The following is a 23,213-nucleotide window of genomic DNA, read 5'->3' as shown; positions in this document are numbered from 1 at the left end:
GCGGGCCGCGGGCCCCTCCCCCGGTCGGGGGAGGGGCCCACGGCCCGTTTTGGGGCGGTACGGCGGTCCGGGGAGGGGTGCGGCGGTCAGGGCCGCTGGAAGACGACCTCCGGGTTGGCGGGCGTGGGGCCGCCCAGCAGCGGCTGGTGCCGGCCCTTCAGGTGCAGGTCGAGGAAGGCCGCGACGTAGTCACGGGTGATCCGGACCGAGCGGTCCCCGGAGAGCGGGGCGTCGGGATCCGCGGGCAGGCCGAACTGTTCGGCGAGGGCCGGGAGGTCCGTGAAGGTGAAGTGCCCGGAGCCCTTCACGCTCAGCCAGCGCTTCCAGCCGTCCAGTCGCGGCCAGCCCTCGTCCCAGGACGTGTCGCCGCCCCCGGGGCGGTGGATGCCGTCGGTGCCGAGCATCATGAACGGCTTCCCGCCGATGCCCTCGGCGGGGATCCGCTCCTGGAACCCGCCGTCCATGTTGACCCCGGCGTCGAAGCGGCCGTCGGAAAGCAGGGCGGAGGCCGCCGCGCTCCCGCCGATGGAGTGGCCGGCGACGGCGACCCGCGAGGCGTCGATCATGCGGGCGTGGCGCCAGGCGGGCCGGTTGCCGGTCAGCCGGTCGAGCACGAAGGAGAAGTCGGCGGCCCGCCCGGTGGAGACGGCGGTCAGCAGTTCCCGCTGGGCCTCTTCGGTCGGCGCGGCTTCGAGCCGGTCGCAGGCCACGCAGGTGAGCGTCCGGCCGTCGGGGAGGGAGATGCCGGTCGATTCGTAGGCGTGGTCGATGGTCGCCACGACGTAGCCCCGGCCGGCCAGGTCCGTGGCGAGCGCGGTCAGGGTGGCCCGCGGGGTGCCGAAGCCGGGGGAGAGCAGCACCAGCGGGAACCGGCCCCGCGCGGCCGGTGCGTCGGTGCGGGCGTGGGTGCCGAGGCGGGCGACGGTGGAGGCCGGGATGACGTCCTCCAGCCCGCGTGCCGCCAGCATCAGCCGGGCCTCCTCGGTGGTCATGTACGGCGCGGGGCCGCGGCCACCGGGGCGGGCGGGATGGTACATCGTCACCATCAGTTCCCTGGGGCCGGCCTCCGGCACCCACGGGTCGGTGCGGGAGCGGTCGGTGAGGTGCAGCACCTCGGTCCCGACGGCGTACGGGCCCGTGGGGCGGGGCAGTTGGGGCGCGCGGGCGGCCGCGGTGGCGGACGGGGAGTCCGGTGCGGCGGGGGTCGCGACGGCGGTGGCGGGCGCGGCGAGCAGCGCGGCCACGGCGAGAGCCACGGCAAGGGTCCGCCGCCGGAATGAGGTCGTCAACATGCGTCCACACGCTAGGCGGGCCGGTGCCGTCGGCGGATCGCCCCGGGGCCTGATTCCGTGTGGCACCAGGGCGTGATCCCGTCTGCAACCAGGGGATGACGGTCCGGCCCGGAAAGGGCGTCCCACCCTGAGGGTGACGCTCCGACCTCGGGATGACGGCCGTTTCGGCCACGCGGCCGAAGGGCGCCGTCGCGTAGGGCGGGGGCCCGCCCCGCGCCGTACCCTTGCCAGGGGGAGTGGCGCAGCGGGGCGGGAGGAAGTCGACGTGGGTGCGGTGAAGGGCAGGCGGATGCCGCGCGCCGTGCGGGAGCGGCAGATGCTGGACGCCGCCGTGCGGACCTTCGGGCAACGCGGATACCGCGCCGCCTCGATGGACGAGATCGCCGAACTGGCCGGGGTCTCCAAGCCGTTGGTCTACCTGTACCTCAACTCCAAGGAGGAGCTGTTCACCGCCTGCATACGACGCGAGGCGAAGGCGCTCGTCGACGCGGTGCGGGCGGGGGTGGAGCCGGGACTGCCGGCCGACCGGCAACTGTGGGCGGGGCTGTGCGCGTTCTTCACGCACACGGCGGGGCACCCGGACGGCTGGGCGGTGCTCCACCGCCAGGCGCGGACGCACGGGGAGCCGTTCGCCGCGGAGGTGACGGCGATGCGGGACGAGATCGTCGCGTTCGTGACGGGGCTGATCGCGGTGGCGGCCCGCGAGACGCATCGCGATCCGGAGTTCCCCGACCGGGACGTGGCGGGGCTGGCGCGGGCGCTCGTGGGGGCCGCGGAGTCGCTCGCCGACTGGGCGAACGAGAGCCCCGACGTCTCGGCGAAGGAGGCCGCGGCCACCCTGATGAACTTCGCCTGGGCCGGGCTGGAGAACCTCATGGGAGGCCGTCCGTGGCAGGCGCCGGAGCAGGAGGCGGACCGGGCGGGCCGTCGGTCGTCGCGGTGAGGTGGACACGGCCCGCGCCGCGCAGCTGGAAGCCGGTGGCGTCGGCCGCGTAGGTGACCGTGGCGGGCAGCGGCACGGGGGCCCTGAAGTCGGCCCGCACCCGTCGGATCGTGCCGGACGCCGGTGCCTCGGCCAGGCAGCGGGCCACGGTCCACATGCCGTGGGCGATGGGCCGGGGAAAGCCGAGGAGCCGGGCCGTCAGCGGGTACAGGTGGATGGGGTTCCGGTCGCCCGACACGGCGCCGTAGCGGCGTCCGAGATCGGCGGGGAGCCGCCACTCGGCGACGACGGAAGGGCCGGGGGCGGCGGGGGCGCCCGGGGCATCGGCGATGCCGGTGACGTCGGGGACGGCCGCGGTGGGCCCGCTGGATGTGGCCCGTGCGCCTGCTGTGCCTGTCGTGCCTGCCGTGCCTGCCGTGTCCGGCGCGTCCGGCGCGTCCGTCGCGTTCCTCGCGGGGCGTGAGCTCGTGTCGTGGCTGGTGTTCGCAGCGTGGCGGGTGTTCGTGGAGTGGCGCGAGAGGTAACCGCTGCGGGACTCCCAGATCATCTCGCCCGCGAGGCGCGCCTCGGTGACCATCGTGACCTCCGTGCCGCGCCGGTGCGGGGACAGACCGTCGGCGTACACCGTGAGTTCGAGCGGATCGGCCGGGTGCGGCGGCCGGTGGCAGGTGATCTCGATCCAGGTGTGCACGAGTCCCACGACCGGCAGCGGGAACCGCCGGGCGGTCATCAGCCGCAGGGCCAGGGGGAAGCCGAGCACGTGCGGGTAGGTGAGGGGCAGTTCGTCGGTGTCGGGGAACCCGCAGACCCGGCGGTACGCGGCGAGCGGGCCGGGGGCGACGGGCGCGGGAGGGCGGACGGCCCGGTCGGCGGGCAGTGCCGCGCCGGGCCCGCCGCCGCCCCTCTTGAACGGGGAGGTGAGAGCCGCCCGCAGAAGAGTCATGAAACTCCTTGCCCCGCCGTGTATTTACTCCGAAGTAAGATTACTCATGAGTCAGGAACCGGTCGATACCGCGAGGCCGAATTCCGTGGGCCGCCGCTGCGGGTCCCAGGGCCCACTTTGGGCCCTGGGCTGGGCCCGGTGGGTCTACTGCGGAACCAGGACTTCCGGCACGCTTGCCTCGTTCCACCGGATCGACGCCACCCCCCACGTCCGGATCCCGACTCGGAGGAAGTCCCCGTATGCGCACGCGCTCGACACGTATCGCCCTGCTGGGCCTGATGGCCCTGATCGCGGGCCTGTTCACCGCGACACCCGCGGCGGCGGCCCCCAACTTCAAGGCACCGTTCCCCTGTGGTCAGACCTGGACCTACGGCCACCACTCGGCGGAGGTCAGGCAGGCCCTCGACTTCATACGCAGCGACGGCGGCGCCACGGCCGGCACCCCCGTCCTCGCCTCGTCCGGCGGGACCGCCTACCGCTACTCCCAGCCCGACGGGGCGGGCAACTACATCGCCATCGACCACGGCGGCGGCTGGAAGACCTACTACTTCCACCTCGCCTCGTACTCCGTCGCCGACGGCGCCTCCGTGTCGCAGGGCCAGCAGATCGGCGTCACCGGTTCCACCGGCAACAGCAGCGGCGCCCACATCCACTACGAGCAGCTCTACAACGGTGTCGGGCAGACCATCGCGATCAACGGCCGTTCCCTGGCCCCCTACCCCGGCTCGTACAACAGCAAGTACCTGACCAGCGACAACGGCTGCGGGGGCGGGGGCACCGGCAAGTACTGGGTGGACACCTTCGCCAACGCCACGGGCTACGCGGCCCCCAACACGGCCGACGCGCAGGGCGTCCTCAACGCGGGCACGAACTACGTCTACTGCAAGGCGTGGGGAGCCCAGGTCGGTTCGGGCTCCAGCTACAACCACTGGTGGCTGAAGACCGACCTGGACACGGTGTACGCGGGCAAGAACGGGCGCGGCGCGTACGTCTCGGCGTACTACCTGTCGCGCTGGGGCAATGACGAGGCCCGCGACAACAACGGCACGGTGATCCCGGACTGCTGAGGGCCGTACGCGCATCCGCCCGGCCCACGCGAGGCGTCCCGGGCGGACAAGGGTCCAAGGGGCGTCCCGGGCAGCCGGGACGCCCCGACGTCCGGAGGTCCCGAGGCCGGGTCGTCCCGAACCCCGTTCGTCCCCCAACCCCCGGCGTAGGCTCGGCACATGGGCGAAGAGGCGGACGGCCGCGGTGCCGGCTGGGCGGCGACGCGCGCGTGGGTCGAGAAGAGTCTCGCACCGGGTGAACGCATCGAAGCCGTCGAGCAGTTGCGCGGCGGCTGGACCTCGTGGATGCGCCGAGTGGACGTCTCCGGGCCACAGGGTGCGCGGGTGTTCGTGCTGCGGTCCTTCGTCAAGCCCTTCTACGTACGGCACGCCCCGGGGCTGCTCACCCGCGAGGCGGACGTCCTGCGGCTGCTGGCGGACGGCACCGGTGTCCCGGCCGCGCGGTTGGTGGCCGTCGACGCCCGGGCCGAGCACTGCGACCATCCCTCTCTGCTGATGACCCTGCTGCCCGGACGGGTACGGGTCGACGACGCCGGGGCGCCGGAGCGCATCGGGCTGCTTGCACGGCAGTTGGCCGACATCCACGCGGTACGGGTGACGCACGCGAACCGGCCGCGTACGTACCAGGCGTGGACCGCGCCGGGCCGGGTACAGGTGCCCGCCGCGACCGGGCGCGCGGGACTCTGGCGGCGGGCGGTCGACGTCATCCGCCGTGAGCCGCCGTCGTACGAGCCCCGGTTCCTGCACCGCGACTTCCACCCCGGCAACGTGCTCTTCGCCGAATCCGGGGCGGGCGTCCGGGTCAGCGGGGTCGTCGACTGGGTCGAGACCTCGTGGGGCCCCGCCGACCTGGACGTGGCCCACTGTTCGACGGCCCTCGCCCTGCTGCACGGCGTATCGACCGGTATGGGCTTCGCCGGTCAATACACGTGTGCGGGCGGGCGGTTGGCGGACGACGACGCGGACCACCTCTACTGGCGGCTGCTGGATGCGCTCGCCTACGCGCCGGACGCGGAGAAGGTCGCGGTCCCGTGGCGGGAACTCGGACGGACCGACCTCACCCCCGACGTGCTCGCGGCCCGCCTGGAAGACTACGTCGACTGCCTGTTCGACCGCTTCGGCTGATCCGTACGGCCCGCGTGCCGGCTCGCCGGCCGTCGCGCCGGGTCGGGCACCCCTGCACGCGGGCCCGGACAACACGTGGGAGTGGTACGGAGCGTACGTGACCCACCCCTCAACTCAGCTATTCCACAAGGCAGTCGATTGACCATGTGATTGCCTCCCGGCTGACCGCGGGGAGAGCGGAAGTCCCTTGTCACCGGGCTGGTCAACGGCAGCCCGGCGAGTACCCGCGAGTGTCGTACGCAAGGTAAAAGACGGCGCGTACGTCGGTAAAGGGCCGGTCATGTCGGTATAGGTATACGCGTCTTTCTCGAGAGGACGGACCGAGTCCCGTGCGGACCGGGTGCCGCCGTTGCCTGCCCGACGCAGGGGCGCGGCGTCCCCGTATCTGCCGCACCGGCCGGTCGCCGAACCATCCACATCCGTGAGCCCGGTCCGGCTTTCCGTGTCCCGGCAGCTCCCGGTCCGCCATGTCACGCCGCCGAAGTCCCGTCACTCCGGTCCGGCGACGCCCGGAATCCGGGCGTCGCCGGACGGGATCACCAGATCTCCGACCCGCTTCGCGGCCGCGCGGCGGCTCCCCGACCCATGAACCAACGAAGCATCACCAAGGAGAAGTTGTGCGATACGGAAGTGTGCTGAGGCAGGAAGTCCGGTCCCCGGGGACGACTCCGCTCATCGGCATCTACGACATGTACTCGGCGTCCGTCGTGGCCCGGCACTACGAAGGTTTCTTCGTGTCCGGGTTCGGCTTCGCCGCCTCCCACTACGGGCTTCCCGACATCGGTTTCATCGCCTGGCCGGACATGGTGGCCTTCGTGGAACGGCTGCGGCTGGCCTTTCCCTCCCACCATCTGCTGGTCGACATCGACGACGGCTACGTGGACCCGGAGGTCGCCTGCCACGTGGTGCAGCGGTTGGAGAAGATCGGCGCCTCCGGCGTCATCCTGGAGGACCAGAAGCGCCCCCGCCGGTGCGGTCACGCGGACGGCAAGCAGGTGCTGCCGCTGGAGGAGTACCTGGAGAAGCTCGATCTCGTGCTGAAGAGCCGCCAGGACCTGGTGGTCGTGGCCCGTACGGACGCCACGGAAGAGGACGAGATCCTGCGCAGGGCGGAGGCGCTGGCCAGGACGGACGCCGACGTCGTCCTGGTCGACGGGGTCCGCAGCATCGAGTGGATCAAGCGCATCCGCAGGGTGATCGGTGACAAGCCGCTGCTGTTCAACCAGATCGCGGGTGGCAAGTCGCCCCGGCTCTCGCTCACCGAACTGACCGAGCTGGACTGCCAGGTGGCCATCTACAGCACCCCCTGCCTGTTCGCCGCGCACTCCGCGATCGACACCGCGCTGACGGACCTCAAGCGGGCCGACGGGCGGCTCCCCGAGTTCGACCCCGTCGAGGGGATCGGGGTGCGGCGGTCGACGGAGCTGCTGGAGCGGAACATCAGCAGGCACCACGCAGCCCCGGCCCCCGACTCCCTCGCCGTCCCCGTCCACGAGCCCGCGGTCGCCTGACGAGGGCGTTCGACACAGATGACACGGGAGGCGGTGTTCCGGGCCCGGACGGCCGCACGGCTTCACGGCCCCGGACTGCCGAGGGCCACCGCCTCCCGGACCGTACGCCGGGGCCCCGTGGCGCATCCCGCGCCCCTCGTGGCCCCGGCGTGTCCGAACCCCGAGGACCCACGGGCCCCAGAGGGCCCCGCGGAATCAGAGGACCCCGAAGAAAGAGGAACCGGATCATGGCAGTCGACTCATCCAAGGCACGCGCGGTCCTGGTGACCGCCCTCGGCGTGCTCTGCCAGGGCCAGTTGGCCGCCGGGCACGCCTGGGCCGACGCCCCGGACGGCGGCATGGAGACGCACCACGGGCCCTCCTTGATCACCATCGACAACTCCAACGCCGATTCCTGGCTCGAAGTCGACCGCACGGCCAATGTTCTGGCCCCCCTGAGCAAGGGCACGGCGGGCAGCGACCACGACGGCGGCGGGGGAGCGATCGACCAGAACGTGTCCGCCTCACAGGGGGTGGGAGTCCAGGCCGCACCGGACGAGCAGGCGGACGAGGAGGAGGAAGAGGACGCGGCACCCAGGAACCCGGCGCCCGAGAGCGCGGCGACCGGAGGGGACGACGACGAGGGCGACGCGGACACCGAACGCGATGCCCGCGCCGGCGGGGCCGTAGCGCCAGGGCCGTGACGTCGGGGTCGTGATGCCGGGGCCGTGACGTCGTCGGATGCCCGCCGTTCCGCCGGGCCCTGACGGGTGCGGCTCGGAGGCGCAGGGCCTCCACCAGCCGGCGGCGGGCGGTCCGGGCGTCGATGGGAGCCCGGTCCCAGCACGGGAGCGGTGCCGGCGGCCTCGTGCTCGGTGTCTCTTCCTTGGTCGTCAATCGCGCCGGGGCCGTACCGACACGGCTTCAGCGGCGGGTCGTGCGTCAGCGAGCCACCGGGAGTTCGACGCGCACGGTGAGTCCGCCCCGGGGGTGCGCGGCCGCGGTGACTGTGCCGTGGTGGGCCGAGGTGATCGAGCGGACGATGGCCAGGCCGAGACCGTGGCCCGAGCGGTCACTGCCGACCCGCGGCCGCGCCCGGTAGAAGGGCTCGAAGAGCCGGCCCACCACGGCCTCGTCCACCTGTGGGCCGGTGTTCTCGACCTCCAGAACCACCGTCGTGTCCCGTTCCCGGAAGACGGCGAGGTGGACGGAGCCGTTGTCGGGAGTGTTGTGGTCGAGGGCGTTGTCGAGGAGGTTGAGGACCAGTTGCCGCAGCAGGGTGGCGTTTCCGGCGATCTCGCAGGCCGCGTGGGCCGCGCAGTCGTCTTCGCTGTCCACGTCGAGGCGAATGCCGAGCTCCGTCGCCCGCTCGGAGCGCTCGGCCGCGGCCCGATCCGTCAGCTCGGCAAGGTCCACCGGGTCGGGGTCGAAGGGAGCGTGGTCGGCGCCCGCCAGGTCGAGCAGGGCGCGGACCACGCTGATGTTGCGCTCGTTGGTCTCCCGCAGCACGAGGGCGAGTTCGGCGAACTCCGCACCGCTGGGGTTGTCACCGGCGATCTGGAGGGCGGCCCGTGTGGTGGCCAGCGGGGTGAGCAGCTCGTGCGAGGCGTTGGCGGCGAATCGCTGGTGCGCGGCGAATGATTCCTCGAGGCGGGCCAGCATCGTGTCGAAGGTGTCGGCCAGTTGCTTGAGCTCGTCCTCGGGGCCGTCGGCGTTGATGCGGTCCTGCAGGTTGCCGTCCGCCGCCTTCGCCGCGGCTTCGCCGATGGTGTGCAGGGGGGTGAGCAGCCGTTTGGAGAGCAGCCAGCCTGCGCCGAGGCCGACCGTCATCACCAGGAGCACACCGCCGGCGGACACCAGCAGGACCGTGTTCCAGACGTCCTCCTTGCTGGAGACGTCGCCGAGGGTCCTGGTCTTCGTGCCCGGCTTGAGGCCGGGTCCGGGGCTGGGGGTGGGCCAGGGCTGCGGGCTCGGCCCTGGCGGCAGCCTGACCGCGGGTTCGGTGGCCGTGGAGCCGGGCGGGACGATCACGGTCGTACTGAAGTCGTACGTGGGCAGGTAGCGCATCCCGGTGTAGATGATGACGACCATCAGCGCGGCACATCCCCCGAGCGCGGTTCCGAAGCCGAGGAAGAGCCGGGCATGGATGCTCAGGGTCCGGGGCCGAGTGCGGAAGCGGTACTTCACTCGGTCCCCAGGTAGTAGCCGGCGCTGATCGCGGTGTGTACCAGCCGGGGTTCGCCGAGTTTCTTGCGCAGGGTGTGCACCACCAGGCGCACGGCGTTGGTGAAGGGATCGGCGTACGCGTCCCAAGCTTTGTCCAGGAGGTACTCGGCGCTCAGCACTCCGCCGTCGGCGCGCATCAGCAGCTCCAGGACCGCGATTTCCTTGGGGGTGAGGCGGACCTCGGCGCCCGCGCGGGTGACCCGGCGGCGGTGGGTGTCCAGGCGCAGGTCGGCGAAGGTGAGGACGGGGGCGTGCGTCATGGGGCTGCGGCGGTACAGGGCACGCAGCCGGGCGATGAGTTCGGGGAAGTCGAAGGGCTTGGCGAGATAGTCGTCGGCGCCCAGGCCCAGGCCCTCGACCTTGTCGCCCAGGCGTGCGGCGGCGGTCAGCATCAGGATCCGGCAGCCGACGTCCATGGCGACGATCCGGCGGCACACCTCGTCGCCGTGCACGCCGGGCAGATCGCGATCCAGGACGACCACGTCGTAGTCGTAGACGGTGACCCGCTCCAGGGCGCTCGCCCCGTCATGTACGACGTCGACCGCGATGGCCTCCCGGCGCAGTCCTATTGCCAGGATCTGCGCCATGTTCTGCTCATCCTCGACCACCAGCACCCGCACGCGCGACAACCTTTTCTTTTCATGAATTCAGCACGGTGCCTTTTGGTGCGCCGCCACTGATAGCGGTCCTGTACCGGGTCCGTCCTATCAAACAGTGGATTTGATTCGTGTATGAGAGGGCCGGGCGTCTCATACACCCCTCAAAACACCTCCTTCCTAGCGTGGTGTTCATGAATCTGTTCAAGAGAGCCTGGTGGCGGCTGCGGGCCCATCCGGGCAAGACGGTGATGCTCGTCGGCCTGTTCTTCGTCATCTGCACCCTGGTCCTGTCCGGGTTCCTGATCCGGTCCGCCGCGGCCCGCGCCGCCGACTCGGCCAAGGGCAGCGTGGGCGTAGTGGCCACGATGCAGCTGGACGTGAACGCGCTGATCAACTCGGGCGGGGCGACGGAGAGCAACGGTGGTCAGCCCGGCATCATCGGTGCGAAGGGCGACCTGCACAGCAAGCTCGTGGACAAGATCTGCAAGTCGTCGGTCGTGGCGCAGTGCAACTACACCGTGGACGGTGCCGCGGCCCCCACCGGCCAGGTCAAGCTCCACCAGCCGGTTCCGGCGCCGGTCGGGCAGGACACCACGGGCACGGACCTCTTCAAGGCGTCCGGTGTCCGGGACCTGGACTCGGTCAAGGAGTTCCACAATGGCGACTCGGAGATCATCTCTGGTTCGGGGCTCAAGCGGGACAGCAAGAGCGACATGGCGGTCATCGAAGAGCGGGTCGCCAAGGACAACCACCTCGGGGTCGGCGACAAGATCAAGCTCAGGGTGGGTGAGATCGACCCCCAGAAGGGCGGCATGAGCACCAAGGAGGTCGAGTTCACCGTCGGCGGCATCTACAAGAACAGCATCGCCGACGTGGGCTCGTACGTACCGGCGCTGGCCGACCCCTCGAACCAGATCTACGTCACTCCGGAGGGTGCGACACGCCTGCTGGGCAAGGAACCGACCGCCGACGGAGCAGCTCTCAGGGAAGCCACTTTCACCCTGCGCAATCCGGACGACCTGGACGAGCTGAAGGACGATGCGAAGGCGGCCGGCGCCGACCTCACGATCTTCCCGCTGTCCGTCAACGACAAGCAGTACAAGACCCTGGTCGGCCCGATCAACAAGACGGCGGACTTCGCCTCCCTCACGGTCTGGTTGGTCGCGGTCGCGGGCACCGTCATCCTCGCCCTGATCATCGCCTCGAACATGCGCGAGCGCCGTAAGGAGATGGGCATTCTGCTCTCGTTGGGCGAAAAGAAGCCCAAGCTGCTCAGCCAGCACCTGGTGGAAGTGGTCGCCTGCGCGACACTGGCGATCGGCTTCGCCGCCACCGGCAGCCAGTTCATCGCCCAGGGCATCGGCGACCAACTGCTCTCCAGCCAGGTCTCCTCCGCCGAGGACTCCTCCGCCGACCAGGGCCCCCAGCAGGACCTCTCCGACCCCAACGGGCTCCAGAAGGAGGAGGCCCCGCAGGCCAAGCCCATCGACTCGATGGACGTCGAGCTCGGCGCGGGCGACATCGGCGCGGTCGGCGCCACCGGGCTCGGCATCGCAGCCCTGGCCACCATCGTCCCCGGCACCCGCATCCTCCGCCTCAACCCGCGCGACATCCTCACGAAGGGCGACTGACGTGACCACACCGATCCTTCAGCTCTCCGGAGTCAGCCGCACCTACCAGTCCGGTAACAGCCGCCGCACTGTCCTCAAAGACCTCAGCTACTCGTTCGAACAGGGCCGGATGTACTCCGTCATCGGCCCCTCCGGCAGCGGTAAGACAACCCTTCTCTCGCTCGCCAGCGGCCTCGACTCGCCCACCAAGGGCAGCGTCCACTTCAGGGGCGAGGATGTTGCCGGGATCGGCCTCGGCCGCTACCGCAACCGCCATGTGGCCACGGTCTTCCAGTCGTTGAACCTGCTCACCTACATGACCGCCGTCCAGAACATCACCTCCGCCATGGAGATCACCGGCGCGAAGGGCGTCAACAAGAAGAAACGCGCCACCGAACTCCTCGGACTGCTCGGCGTCGAACAGGCCGACCAGCACCGCCGCACACTGGAGCTGTCCGGCGGCCAGCAACAGCGCGTCGCCATCGCCCGTGCTCTCGCCTGCGAGGTCGACATCCTCTTCGCCGACGAGCCCACCGGCAGCCTCGACCAGGTCACCGCCGACGGGATCATCGAGGTGTTCCGCAAGCTGGCGCACGACGAAGGCAAGTGCGTCATCCTGGTGACCCACTCCCGCGAGGTCGCGGATGCCTCCGACGAGGTGATCCAACTGAAGCGGGGCAAGCTTATGACGATCTGAGCCGACCCATCGGTCTGCCGGTGGGCCGGAGAGCATCAGGCTGCGGCCTGCGGCCTGCGGCCGGGGGCGGCGGACGAGGAGGACGCGGGATGAGTGGGCGTGCGGTGGAGGCGGGCCGTTCCGGGGGCCGGTTCATTCTGCACCGGTTCAACGGGGACGAGGTGTACCGCATCGCGTCCGCCGACATCTGGGTCTCCGCGGCGGAGGGGAGCGAGGGCCCGGTCACGCTCTGGTTCGAGGTCCTGGCGGATTCCGACGGCGCCCGGCGGTGCGAGGACACGGCCGACCTGGGGACGGCCCCCTCGGCGGAGGTCGGCGTCGAGCTGCCCGGCTTCGACGTGGATGCCCTGGTGGGGCGGGAGTTGGTGTTGCCGGGGGTGCGGAGCCACGACGAGGACTCGTGCATGTCGCTGCTGTACTACTGCGAGCACCAGCCGTTGCGCGACAACCGGATCACTGCCGTCTCCCGCGACGGGGACCGGTTCTGGCTGCGGTGGACGGCGGTGACGGAGGACGTGAACCACTACGACGGGAGCAAGCCCCCGACCCGGGTCGAGATCGAGGGCGCGTTCCTGTTCAAGAGGGCCTCCGGCTGATCCGGCCGTGACCGCGATCCGGCCCCGCCGCCCGTGCCGACGGGGCCGGGGCGTATGTCGGAAGACGCAGGCGGGCGGGGGGCGTGGCTGCCGTCGCTGTCGCTGTCGCGCCCGAGGCGCCGACGGCGAGCGCTGCCGCGGCCCCGGCCGTGATCACCGCAGCTCTGCGGTACTCGCTCGGCTTCCGGTCGCACATGTCGGTTCCTCCTGAAGGCGTGATCGTTCCGGTGCGGACGCTCGGAGCGGGAGCGGGAGCGGGAGCGGGAACGGGAGCGGGTCGGTCGGCCCGGCCCGGTGGGTGCGGGCCGGGCCGGCGGCGCGGTGGTCGTACTGCCGGGAACGGGTCGGCGTTCGCCGGGTACGGCGAGGGGTTCCGGCGTCCGGGACATGCCCGGGACGGGGTGCGCGGCCACGGCCGCCCACCGGCCCTGTCGGCCGCGCGGCCCTTGTGCGATGGCGCGTCAGGCACGACGATGGCCCCCGCACAAGGATGTGACGGTGTGTCAGATTCCTGCGGTCCACGGAAGGAGGCCGTTCGGTGCCGATCACGACCACCGGGCCGCTGTCGTACGGAATGCAGCTCCCGATCCAGTCGCAGAGCGCGATCTTCGCGGAGGGGTGGGAGGCGGCGGCGACCCCCGCCGACCTCGCCGAGATCGCCCGCACCGCCGACCGCACCGGCTTCGCCTATCTGGCGAGCTGTGACCACGTGGCGATCCCGCGACGGCTCGCCGATGCCATGGGGACCGTCTGGTACGACCCGGTCGCCACCCTCGCCTTTCTCGCCGGGATCACCGAGCGGGTGCTGCTGATGAGCCATGTGGCCGTCGTCGCTCTGCGGCATCCGCTGGTCACCGCCAAGCAGTACGCCACCCTCGACCACCTCTGCGGCGGCCGGCTGGTCCTCGGGGTCGGGGCGGGGCACGTGCCGGAGGAGTTCCAGGCACTGGGCGCGGACTTCGAGGGGCGGGGCGGGCTGCTCGACGAGACCGTCGACGCGCTCAGGGCTGCGCTCGGGCCGGAGGAGTACCCGGAGTTCGCGGGGGAGCGCTACGCCTTCTCCGGGCTGGGCCAGCTGCCGCGTCCGGCACAGGGGCGGGTGCCCGTCTGGGTGGGCGGCTCCTCGCCCGCCGCCGTGCGCCGGGCGGCGGTGCGGGGCGACGGCTGGCTGCCGCAGGGTGATCCCCGGGACCGGCTGCCCGCGCAGATCGCCCGGCTGAAGGAGCTGCGCGAGGCCGCGGGGATCGAGGAGCCGATCGTCGTCGGGGCGATCACCGAGCCGCTGTACGTCGGCGATCCGGGGTGGCCCGTCGGGCGGCGCACCCTCACCGGGAAGCCGCAGGCCCTCGCCGAGTCGCTGCGCGCGTACGCGGCCATGGGCGTCCACCAGATCCAGGTGCGGTTCCGCAGCCGGAGCCGCGACGAACTGACCGACCAGATGGCGGCGTTCGCCGCCGAGGTCGCACCCCACCTCGACCGGTAGCGCGACAGGCAGGAGGAATCGGACATGGGCAAGCTGGACGGGCGGACCGTGCTGATCAGCGGCGCGGCACGCGGGCAGGGCGAACAGGAGGCTCGGCTGTTCGTCGCGGAGGGCGCGCGGGTGGTGATCGGCGACGTGCTCGACGAGCAGGGCGAGGCGCTGGCCGGGGAGCTGCGCGAGAAGCACGGGAAGGACGCCGCGCGGTTCGTCCACCTGGACGTGGGCGTGGAGGACGAGTGGCGGGCCGCCGTCGCCGCCGCGAAGGACGTGTACGGGAGGATCGACGGGCTGGTCAACAACGCGGGCATCCTCAGGTTCAACGAACTGGTGAGCACACCGCTGGAGGAGTTCCAGCAGGTCGTCCAGGTCAACCAGATCGGGGCGTTCCTCGGGATCAAGCACGTCGTGCCCGAGATCGAGGCCGCGGGCGGCGGGACCGTCGTCAACACCGCGTCGTACACAGGACTCACCGGCATGGCGTTCGTGGGCGCCTACGCCGCCACCAAGCACGCGGTCCTCGGGCTGACCCGGGTGGCGGCGATGGAGCTGGCCGCCAAGAACATACGGGTCAACGCCGTCTGCCCCGGCGCCGTGGACACCGCCATGACCAACCCGGCGGCCCTGGACCCGGACGCCGACCCGGAGGAGACCGCGGCGGCGGTGGCCGAGCTGTACCGGAAGCTGGTGCCGATGGGGCGGATCGGCAGGCCGCAGGAGGTGGCGGCGCTGGCACTCTTCCTGACCTCGGACGACTCCTCGTACATCACCGGGCAGCCGTTCGTCATCGACGGCGGGTGGCTGGCGGGCGTCAGCCCCTTCTGAGCGGACCCCGAAGAAGGTATCTGACGGTGCATCAGGTATTGACGGGTCCCGGGGGGCGGTGGAACAGTCGGACGCATCACGATCTGACGGTGCGTCAGAAAAGTCAGGGCGACTGAGGACGGTGAACCCCCTTGGAATTCGGGCTCTTTGTACAGGGGTACGTGCCCGCCGCGCGGGCCAGGACCGACCCCGAGGCAGAGCACAAGGCGCTGATCGAGGAGACCGAGTACGTCATCCAGGCGGACAAGTCCGGCTTCAAGTACGCCTGGGCCTCCGAGCACCACTTCCTGGAGGAGTACTCGCACCTCTCGGCCAACGACGTGTACCTGGGCTACCTCGCGCACGCCACCGACCGCATCCACCTCGGCTCCGGCATCTTCAACCCGCTCGCCCCCGTCAACCACCCGGTCAAGGTGGCGGAGAAGGTCGCCATGCTCGACCACCTGTCCGAGGGGCGCTTCGAGTTCGGTTCCGGACGCGGGGCGGGCAGCCACGAGATCCTGGGCTTCATGCCGGGCGTCACCGACATGAACCACACCAAGGAACTCTGGGAGGAGACCATCGCGGAGTTCCCCAAGATGTGGCTCCAGGACGAGTACGCCGGCTTCCAGGGCAAGCACTGGTCGCTGCCGCCGCGCAAGATCCTGCCCAAGCCGTACGGGAAATCGCACCCGGCGATGTGGTACGCGGCCGGGTCGCCGTCCTCCTACGCCATGGCGGGCAAGAAGGGGCTCGGCGTGCTGGGCTTCAGCGTGCAGAAGGTCTCCGACATGGAGTGGGTGGTCGAGTCCTACAAGACGGCCGTCAAGGAGGCCGAGCCCTTCGGGGACTTCGTCAACGACAACGTCATGGTCACTTCCACGGCCATCTGCGCCGAGACGCACGCCAAGGCCGTCGAGATCGCGGTGGGCGGCGGGCTCAACTACCTCCAGTCGCTGCTGTTCCGCTACCACGACACCTTCCCCCGGCCCGAGGGCATTCCGGAGTGGCCCGAGCTGCTGCCGGAGTACACCGAGGAGATCATCGAGCTGCTGATCGCCGAGGAGCTGATGATCTGCGGCGACCCGGACGAGGTGCTGCGCCAGTGCAAGCGGTGGGAGCAGGCGGGCGCGGACCAGCTGAGCTTCGGGCTGCCGATCGGGATCGGTCGCGAGGACACGCTGAACTCGATCCGGCTGATCGGTGAGCACGTGATCCCGAAGATCGACACGGACCCGGTGCACCGGACCTCACGGTTCCGGGCCGCGGGGCGCGCGTAGCGCGTGTGGCGTGCGGTGCGGGGCGGTGCGGGTGCGTGTCGCCTGCGGCGGGGCTGCTCCCCCGCCCGCCCCTTCCCGTAACCGGGGGTTCTGCCCCCGGACCCCCGCTCCTCAATCGCCGGAGGGGCTGAAAGGGCTCCTCGGATGGGCTGAGGCCCTTGGAGGGGCTGAAAGGGGTCCTCGGACGGGCTGAGGGGCCCCTGGAGGGGCTGAGAGGGGCCCCGCCGAAAGCCGCGGCGTCTTCCCGGACCGCCGCTCCGTGGAGCCGGGGTGTGCGCCGCGGCCGTGCACACCCCGGCTGCACATCCACCGCCGCACGTCCACCACAGAAGGGAACCCGGCATGCTCGACCACCTCATCCGCGGAGCGACCGTCGTGGACGGCACCGGCGGCCCCTCGTACCGCGCCGACGTCGGCATCCGCGACGGCCGCATCGCCGTCGTCGCCGAACCGGACACCCTCACCGAGGAGGCCGTCACCAGCGAGGACGCCACCGGACTCGTCCTCGCCCCCGGTTTCGTCGACCCGCACACCCACTACGACGCCCAGCTGTTCTGGGACCCGTACGCCACCCCGTCCATGAACCACGGCGTCACCACCGTCGTCGGCGGCAACTGCGGGTTCACCCTCGCCCCGCTCCACCCCGGGCGCCCGGAGGACGCCGACTACACCCGCCGCATGATGGCGCGGGTGGAGGGCATGGCCCTGGCGGCGCTGGAGGAGGGCGTCGACTGGTCCTGGTCCAGCTTCCGCGAATACCTCGACGCACTCGAAGGACGGATCGCCGTCAACGCCGGGTTCATGGTCGGCCACTGCGCCCTGCGCAGGCACGTCATGGGCGCCGACGCGATCGGCGGACAGCCCACGCCCGAGCAGCTCGACGCCATGCTCGCGCTGCTCCACGACGCCATGGACGCCGGGGCCTGGGGGCTGTCCACCACCCAGTCCTCCACCCACTCCGACGGCGACGGGAAGCCCGTCGCCTCCCGGCACGCCCTCCCCGAGGAACTCCTCTCCCTCGCCCGCGCGGTCGGCGAGCACGAGGGCACCCAGCTCGAAGCGATCGTGGCGGGCTGCCTCGACCAGTTCTCCGACGAGGAGATCGACCTCCTCGTCGACCTGACGGCTGCCGCCGGGCGCCCGCTGAACTGGAACGTCCTCACCATCGACGCCGCCGTCCCCGAACGCGTGCCCCGCCAGCTCGTCCCCAGCGAACGCGCCCGCCGGGCCGGGGGCCGGATCGTCGCGCTCACCATGCCGATCCTCACGCCCATGAACATGTCGCTCGGCACGTTCTGCGCCCTCAACCTCATACCCGGCTGGGGCGAGATCCTCGCCCTGCCCGTCCCCGAACGCGTCGAGCGGCTCCGCGACCCCGCCACCCGCGCCGAGATGCTGCGCCGCGCCGACAGCAAGGAGGCCGGCGTCTTCCGGCGCCTCGCCGACTTCGGCCGGTACGTCATCGGGGACACCTACAGCGCCGCCAACGAAGGGCTGACCGGCCGGGTCGTCGGCGACATCGCCGCCGAACGCGGTCAGGACCCCTTCCACTGCCTGGTCGAGATCTGCGCCGAGGACGACCTGCGCACCGTGCTGTGGCCGATGCCCACGGACAACGACCCCGCCTCCTGGGAGCTGCGGCGGCAGACCTGGGAGCACGAGGACGTCCTGCTCGGCGGCTCCGACGCGGGCGCCCACCTGGACCGCATGTGCGGCGCCCCGTACACCACCCGGTTCCTCGGGGACTGCCTGCGCCGACGCGGGCTCGTGCCCCTGGAACAGGCGGTCAGGATGCTCACGGACGACCCGGCCCGGCTGTTCGGACTGCGCGAGCGGGGGCGGATCGAGGAGGGCTTCCACGCCGATCTCGTCCTCTTCGACCCCGAACGCGTCGACGCCGGACCCGCCACCCTCGTCCACGACCTGCCCGGCGACAGCCCCCGCCTCGACTCCAGGGCCATCGGCATCGTGTCGGTCCGCGTCAACGGGGTCGAGACCCTGCGCGACGACAAGGTGACCGGCGCGGTCCCCGGCACGGTGCTCCGCTCCGGCCGCGACACCCGGACGGTGAGCACCGCATGAGCGACGGAAACCGGACGGAGTGGCGCCTCTTCATCGGCGGCCGGTGGACCGAACCGGACCACGGACACTACGAGATCGTGAACCCGGCCACCGAGGAGGTCGTCGGCCTCGCTCCCGAGGCGAGCCGCGAGCAGGTGCACGCGGCCGCCGCCGCCGCGCGCGAGGCGCTGGACGGCTGGTCGCGCACCCGCCCCGAGGAGCGGGCCGCGATCCTGGACCGGGCCGCCGACCTGATGCTGCGCGACCTCCCGGCCCACGCCGCGCTCGCCCAGGCGGAGAGCGGCGCCACGACGGGAACCGCCCGGGGCATGCAGGTCGCCGTCGGCGCCGCCCGCTTCCGCCGGTACGCCAGGGGCGCCCTGGAACCGGCCGAGGAGCCGGTCGCGCCGCAGATCAACGAGGCCGGGCCGATGGGCCGGGCCGGCGTCTTCGGAGCGCTCGCGGTGCGTCAGCCGGTGGGCGTCGTCACCTGTATCACCTCGTACAACAACCCCTGGGCCAACCCGGCCGGGAAGATCGCTCCCGCGCTGGCCATGGGCAACACGGTCGTCGTGAAACCCGCGCCGCAGGACCCGCTCTCCGTCTACCGGATGACCGAGGCACTGGAGGCGGCGGGTGTCCCGGCGGGCGTCGTCAACGTCGTCACCGGTTCCGGCCCCGAGGCGGGCGAGGCCGCCGTCGACGCTCCGGACGTCGACATGGTCAGCTTCACCGGTTCCACCGCCGTCGGCCGGCGCATCGGCGAGGTCTGCGGGCGCGCCATGAAGCGGCAGCTGATGGAACTGGGCGGGAAGGGGGCCGCCGTCGTGCTGGACGACGCCGACCTCGACTCCGCCGCGGCGGGCATCGGCACCGCCTTCTCCTTCTACAGCGGCCAGATCTGCACCGCGCCGACCCGGGTGCTCGTCCAGCGCGGCGTCCACGACGCTCTGCTCGGCAGGCTCGCCGCATACGCGGACCGGCTGACGGTGGGCGATCCCACGGATCGGGGCACGGTCGTCGGCCCGGTCATCTCCGCCGCCCACCGCGACCGCGTCGAGTCGTACGTCGAACTCGGCCGCAAGGAGGGCGCGCGCATCGTCACCGGGGGCGAGCGGCCCTCCGGCCGCGGATTCGAGCGGGGCTTCTACGTCGCCCCCACCCTCCTCGCCGACTGCACAAACGACATGCGTGTCGTCCGTGAGGAGATCTTCGGTCCGGTCGTCGTGGTCGTTCCCTTCGACGACGAGGAGGAGGGCATCGCGCTGGCCAACGACAGCGACTACGGACTGATCGACTACGTCTGGTCCTCGGACGTGGCCCGAGCCTTCCGGATCGCCCGTCGGCTGCGCGCCGGAGGGGTCGGAGTGAACACCGTCGGACGGAACATGGAGGCCCCGTTCGGGGGGTTCAAGAAGAGCGGGGTGGGCCGCGACGTCGGCTCGTACGCACTGCACGCGTACAGCGAACTCCAGGCGATCGTCTGGCCCGGGTGAGGCCCCGTACCGCCATGGGTGTCCGCTGAGCGGACACCCATGGGAAATTTTTGAATGCACACAAAACGGACAGTACTGCGATTCCCGTACGGCGCTGCAAGTCGAGTCGACCTTCACATTGGATGCCGTTATGGGGTGTGAGCCTTCGATTGAGGTCAACTTCACCCATCTGTAACGAGAAATTCAAGGGCGAGGTGACGGAGTCTCATCATCCGGATGTGGAAATCGCAGGGCTTAACGTCCTTTCCATGACACAGCTGGACGTGCGGCCACGGGCCGGAGACACGGTACGGGGAGCCGCCCCGGCGGACGGCGGTGCGCGCGGCGACGGAGTACGCGGCAAGGGCCTGGGCGGGAACTCCGTCGGCCTGATGGGAAGCGCCGTCATCGGCGTCTCCACCGTCGCGCCCGTCTACTGCCTCACCTCCACCCTCGGTTCCACCGCGGGCGAGGTCGGGGTGCAGATGCCTGCCGTCTTCCTGGCCGGTTTCCTGCCGATGCTGCTCGTCGCCTTCGCGTACCGCGAGCTGAACAAGGCCGTGCCCGACTGCGGGACCTCCTTCACCTGGACGGTGAAGGCGTTCGGCCCGCGCGTCGGCTGGATGTGCGGCTGGGGCCTCGTCATCGCGACGATCATCGTCCTGTCCAACCTGGCGGGCGTCGCGACCTCGTACTTCTGGCTCCTCGCGGGCGAGGTCACGGGCAACTCCTCGATCGCCGCCCTGGACGACAGCAAGCCCGTCCACATCCTCACCTGTCTGACCCTGATCGCGGTCGCCACAGCGATCAGCTACCGGGGCATGACCGCCACCAAGGGCGTCCAGTACACCCTGGTCGGCCTCCAACTCGTCGTTCTCGCGGTGTTCGTGGCGATGGCGGTGCAGAAGGCGGGCAGCGGCGAGTTCGCCACCTCGCTGGACTTCTCGTGGTCCTGGCTGAACCCGTTCGCGGTGCAGTCCTTCGCGGCGTTCACGGCGGGACTGTCGCTGTCGATCTTCATGTTCTGGGGCTGGGACGCCTGTCTGACCGCCAACGAGGAGACCGTCGGCAGTGAGAAGACCCCCGGCCGCGCCGCCCTCATCGCGATGGTCGTGCTCGTCGGCTCCTACCTGGCGACGGGTGTCGCCGCCCAGATGGCCGTCGGTTCCGGCAGTTCCGGGCTGGGCCTGGCCAACCCGGACACCTCCGACAACGTCTTCGCGGCGCTCGCCGGTCCGGTGATGGGCCCCGGCCTCGGGATCCTGCTGTTCGTCGCCGTCCTGGCCTCCGCCGCCGCGAGCCTCCAGACCACCTTCATCCCGGTGGCCCGTACGGTCCTGGCGATGTCCACGTACGAGGCCCTGCCCGCCTCGTACGCCCGCGTCCACCCCCGCTTCCGGACCCCGGGCAGGGCCACCGTCACGGCGGGCGTGGCGACCGGCATCTTCTACACGGTCATGACCCTGGTCAGCGAGCACGTCCTGGTCGACACGATCTACGCGCTCGGCCTCATGATCTGCTTCTACTACGCGCTGACGGCCTTCGCCTGTGCCTGGTACTTCCGCGCCGACCTGACCCGCTCCTTCCGCGACCTGGCCTTCAAGGGCCTGTTCCCGGTCGTCGGCGGCATCCTGCTCAGCGCGGTCTTCGTCAAGACCCTGTGCGACATGTGGAACCCGGCGTACGGCTCCGGCTCGTCCGTCCTCGGGGTCGGCTCGGTGTTCGTGATCGGCGTCGGACTGCTGCTGCTCGGCCTGGTGCTGATGCTCGTGATGCAGCGCCGCAGCCCGGCCTTCTTCCGTGGCGAGGTGCTGACCAAGGAGACCCCGGCGCTCGTCGTGGCGGACTGAGGTCCCCGGCCGGGAGCGTGCCTGGGCCGTCGTCATCCGGCCCGGCGCTGCTCGTGCCGGCGTCCCCGGCCGACCTTTCCGGGGCGGTGTTTCCCGGGCCGGCGTTCCCGGAGCCGGCCGTTCCTGGGGACGTCTCACCCGGCGTGCTCGATGACGTCCTCCACGACGTGCTTGTCCAGGGCGGCCCGCACCAGGGCCGCCGCGAGCACCGCGGTCCCGTCCTCGGGCCCGGTCCCGGTGGCGTCCCGCGACGCCTGCCCGCCCCGGCGGCCCCGCCCGGCCCGCCCGCCGTGCTCCGCCTCCTCGGCCAGCCGCGCGAGCTGTGCCGGTGAGGTGGGGAGCCCGAGCTTCTCGGCGCCCTGGAGGGCCTTCCCGTCCACGAAGGGCGCCGTCTCCGGCCATACGGCCTGCACCTCGCGCAGGAAGATGTCCGCCCCGGACGGGCCGATGCCCGGGGTCCGGCGCAGCCCGGCCCGCAGCACGTCCAGATCCCCGTCGGCCTCCGCGCGCAGCCGCCGCAGATCACCCCCGTAGTCGTGGAGCAGGCGCTCCGCGCCCTCGCCGAGCTGGGTGGCGGTCCGCTCGTCGTAGCGCCGGTAGCCGCCCTCGCCCAGCGCGTCGACCCTTTCCTGCCAGGTCGCGTCCCGCATCCGGTCCGGGGAGCGCAGGCCGTGGGCGAACAGCGCGCGGGCCGCCGCCACCGCCACCGACGCCCGGATGCGGGCGCTGAGCAGATCGCTGAGCACCAGGAGCTGGTACAGCGGCTGCGGGGTGTTGCGCAGCCGGATGCCGGCCTCGGCCGCGTAGGTGGTCCCGTGGCGGTCGAGCAGGACTTCCACGGTCTCGCGGGCGGTCGGGGTGTCGCGCGCGGTCACGGGGCCCCGCCTCCTTCCTCGGCGGCGACCTGCGCCAGGGTGCGGCCGGTGCGGGCGGAGCGGGCCAGGTACGGGTCGGGGGCGTCCGGTCCGTCGTGCGTGGCCTGCCCGTCCCTGGCCTTGATCAGCAGCCACACCTCCTCGCCCGGAACGTCGTGCCCGCTGCCGCCCTTGAAACGGGTCAGGGCGAACTCGCCGTGCAGCTTGATGCCGTCCAGCCAGAAGGTGGCGTGCCCGTCCTGCAGCGCCTGCTCGAACGGCACGGGGGTGCCCCAGCGGTCGTGGCTGAGCGGGTGGTAGATGCCCTGGTCCCAGACGATCACCGTGCCGCCGCCGTACCGGCCCTTCGTGATGACGCCCTCGAAGGTGCGGTACTCCAGCGGATGGTCCTGGGTGGCGACGGCCAGCCGCCGCTCGCGCGGATTCTCCGAGGGGCCGCGGGGCACCGCCCACGACTTCAGCACGCCGCCGACCTCCAGCCGGAAGTCGAAGTGCATGCGCCGCGCCTGGTGGATCTGCACGACGAAACAGGGCGCGGACGCCGCCGACGCCCCGGAATGCCATGCTGCCCGCCGCGCCGCTCCGGCGCGTCGTGCGTCGCCCCCGGAGCGTCCGTCGGGGGGCCGGAGCCGTTCGTCTCCCGCGCCGGTCGTGTTCATCCCGACACCTCCTCCGGAAGCCCCCGGTGCCCCTTCTTCCACTGTGACCCTCCTGGCGGCGAGGCGCACCGGATGCGGGAAGCAGCGCACACCGGGCGTGGGAAGCGGAGCGCAGCCGGGCGCCGGAAGTGGCGCACCAGG

Annotated in this window: 20 protein-coding genes; 14 read left to right on the top strand and 6 right to left on the bottom strand. The window is 71.5% G+C overall.

Annotation, left to right across the window (positions count from 1 at the left end; genetic code table 11):
- Positions 1-86 precede the first annotated feature (86 nt).
- Positions 87-1,292, bottom strand: a complete 1,206-nt coding sequence (locus ACFYY6_RS24865) for an alpha/beta hydrolase family protein (RefSeq protein ID WP_389195228.1) — start codon at positions 1,290-1,292, stop codon at positions 87-89.
- Between the two features lie 265 nt (positions 1,293-1,557).
- Here ACFYY6_RS24865 and ACFYY6_RS24860 point away from each other — a divergent pair, with 265 nt between their 5' ends.
- On the top strand, positions 1,558-2,235 hold the full coding sequence (locus ACFYY6_RS24860) for a TetR/AcrR family transcriptional regulator (RefSeq protein ID WP_351519653.1): 678 nt from the start codon (positions 1,558-1,560) through the stop codon (positions 2,233-2,235).
- On the opposite strand, the gene ACFYY6_RS24855 is transcribed toward ACFYY6_RS24860, so the two are convergent.
- Positions 2,165-3,178 (bottom strand): MaoC family dehydratase, encoded by a 1,014-nt coding sequence (locus tag ACFYY6_RS24855; RefSeq protein WP_389195225.1) that lies wholly within the window; start codon positions 3,176-3,178, stop codon positions 2,165-2,167. The two genes, ACFYY6_RS24860 and ACFYY6_RS24855, sit on opposite strands and share 71 nt — an antisense overlap.
- 239 nt (positions 3,179-3,417) lie before the next feature.
- On the opposite strand from ACFYY6_RS24855, the gene ACFYY6_RS24850 reads away from it, so the two are divergent.
- The 4 genes from ACFYY6_RS24850 to ACFYY6_RS24835 all read left to right on the top strand — a co-directional run bounded on the left by ACFYY6_RS24850 (position 3,418) and on the right by ACFYY6_RS24835 (position 7,564).
- Positions 3,418-4,245 carry a M23 family metallopeptidase gene (locus tag ACFYY6_RS24850; RefSeq protein ID WP_351519657.1) on the top strand — a complete coding sequence of 276 codons (828 nt, stop codon included), beginning with the start codon at positions 3,418-3,420 and terminating at the stop codon, positions 4,243-4,245.
- Between the two features lie 159 nt (positions 4,246-4,404).
- On the top strand, positions 4,405-5,370 hold the full coding sequence (locus ACFYY6_RS24845; protein WP_389195222.1) for a phosphotransferase family protein: 966 nt from the start codon (positions 4,405-4,407) through the stop codon (positions 5,368-5,370).
- Positions 5,371-5,987: 617 nt separating this feature from the next.
- On the top strand, positions 5,988-6,881 hold the full coding sequence (locus tag ACFYY6_RS24840; protein ID WP_351519661.1) for an isocitrate lyase/PEP mutase family protein: 894 nt from the start codon (positions 5,988-5,990) through the stop codon (positions 6,879-6,881).
- A 227-nt stretch (positions 6,882-7,108) separates the two neighbouring features.
- Positions 7,109-7,564 (top strand): hypothetical protein, encoded by a 456-nt coding sequence (locus tag ACFYY6_RS24835; RefSeq protein WP_389195219.1) that lies wholly within the window; start codon positions 7,109-7,111, stop codon positions 7,562-7,564.
- Positions 7,565-7,802: 238 nt separating this feature from the next.
- Here ACFYY6_RS24835 and ACFYY6_RS24830 read toward each other — a convergent pair whose 3' ends face one another.
- Positions 7,803-9,047: a sensor histidine kinase gene (locus ACFYY6_RS24830; RefSeq protein ID WP_389195216.1), complete on the bottom strand. Its 1,245-nt coding sequence runs from the start codon at positions 9,045-9,047 to the stop codon at positions 7,803-7,805.
- Positions 9,044-9,706, bottom strand: a complete 663-nt coding sequence (locus tag ACFYY6_RS24825) for a response regulator transcription factor (RefSeq protein ID WP_389195214.1) — start codon at positions 9,704-9,706, stop codon at positions 9,044-9,046. Before ACFYY6_RS24825 ends, ACFYY6_RS24830 begins: the two co-directional genes overlap by 4 nt.
- A gap of 170 nt (positions 9,707-9,876) precedes the next feature.
- Here ACFYY6_RS24825 and ACFYY6_RS24820 point away from each other — a divergent pair, with 170 nt between their 5' ends.
- The 9 genes from ACFYY6_RS24820 to ACFYY6_RS24780 all read left to right on the top strand — a co-directional run bounded on the left by ACFYY6_RS24820 (position 9,877) and on the right by ACFYY6_RS24780 (position 21,538).
- On the top strand, positions 9,877-11,316 hold the full coding sequence (locus ACFYY6_RS24820) for an ABC transporter permease (RefSeq protein WP_389195211.1): 1,440 nt from the start codon (positions 9,877-9,879) through the stop codon (positions 11,314-11,316).
- Position 11,317: 1 nt separating this feature from the next.
- The gene (locus ACFYY6_RS24815; RefSeq protein WP_389195208.1) at positions 11,318-11,992 is read left to right on the top strand and encodes an ABC transporter ATP-binding protein; all 675 of its coding nucleotides are present in this window, start codon (positions 11,318-11,320) and stop codon (positions 11,990-11,992) included.
- Between the two features lie 89 nt (positions 11,993-12,081).
- Positions 12,082-12,588: a hypothetical protein gene (locus tag ACFYY6_RS24810; protein WP_351519672.1), complete on the top strand. Its 507-nt coding sequence runs from the start codon at positions 12,082-12,084 to the stop codon at positions 12,586-12,588.
- Positions 12,589-13,162: 574 nt separating this feature from the next.
- Positions 13,163-14,071, top strand: a complete 909-nt coding sequence (locus ACFYY6_RS24805; protein ID WP_386606970.1) for a TIGR03619 family F420-dependent LLM class oxidoreductase — start codon at positions 13,163-13,165, stop codon at positions 14,069-14,071.
- Between the two features lie 24 nt (positions 14,072-14,095).
- Positions 14,096-14,893 (top strand): SDR family NAD(P)-dependent oxidoreductase, encoded by a 798-nt coding sequence (locus ACFYY6_RS24800; protein WP_351519676.1) that lies wholly within the window; start codon positions 14,096-14,098, stop codon positions 14,891-14,893.
- Between the two features lie 131 nt (positions 14,894-15,024).
- Complete coding sequence (locus ACFYY6_RS24795; protein WP_389195205.1) at positions 15,025-16,152, top strand: LLM class flavin-dependent oxidoreductase; 1,128 nt, start codon at positions 15,025-15,027, stop codon at positions 16,150-16,152.
- Positions 16,153-16,494: 342 nt separating this feature from the next.
- A complete protein-coding gene (locus tag ACFYY6_RS24790) occupies positions 16,495-18,234 on the top strand; it encodes an amidohydrolase family protein (RefSeq protein ID WP_389195202.1) in 1,740 nt (579 codons plus the stop codon).
- Positions 18,231-19,709 carry an aldehyde dehydrogenase family protein gene (locus tag ACFYY6_RS24785; protein WP_351519682.1) on the top strand — a complete coding sequence of 493 codons (1,479 nt, stop codon included), beginning with the start codon at positions 18,231-18,233 and terminating at the stop codon, positions 19,707-19,709. Before ACFYY6_RS24790 ends, ACFYY6_RS24785 begins: the two co-directional genes overlap by 4 nt.
- A 248-nt stretch (positions 19,710-19,957) precedes the next feature.
- A complete protein-coding gene (locus ACFYY6_RS24780; RefSeq protein ID WP_351519684.1) occupies positions 19,958-21,538 on the top strand; it encodes an APC family permease in 1,581 nt (526 codons plus the stop codon).
- 134 nt (positions 21,539-21,672) lie between these two features.
- On the opposite strand, the gene ACFYY6_RS24775 is transcribed toward ACFYY6_RS24780, so the two are convergent.
- Together ACFYY6_RS24775 and ACFYY6_RS24770 are read right to left on the bottom strand one after the other, a co-directional pair.
- Complete coding sequence (locus ACFYY6_RS24775; protein WP_388652255.1) at positions 21,673-22,413, bottom strand: endonuclease; 741 nt, start codon at positions 22,411-22,413, stop codon at positions 21,673-21,675.
- Positions 22,410-22,910: a DNA polymerase ligase N-terminal domain-containing protein gene (locus ACFYY6_RS24770; RefSeq protein WP_351519691.1), complete on the bottom strand. Its 501-nt coding sequence runs from the start codon at positions 22,908-22,910 to the stop codon at positions 22,410-22,412. Before ACFYY6_RS24770 ends, ACFYY6_RS24775 begins: the two co-directional genes overlap by 4 nt.
- Positions 22,911-23,213: the final 303 nt, after the last annotated feature.

Origin of the sequence: Streptomyces sp. NPDC001750, from assembly GCF_042892615.1 — a bacterium.
Classification (GTDB): domain Bacteria; phylum Actinomycetota; class Actinomycetes; order Streptomycetales; family Streptomycetaceae; genus Streptomyces.
This window is presented reverse-complemented; position numbering and strand designations above follow the sequence as displayed.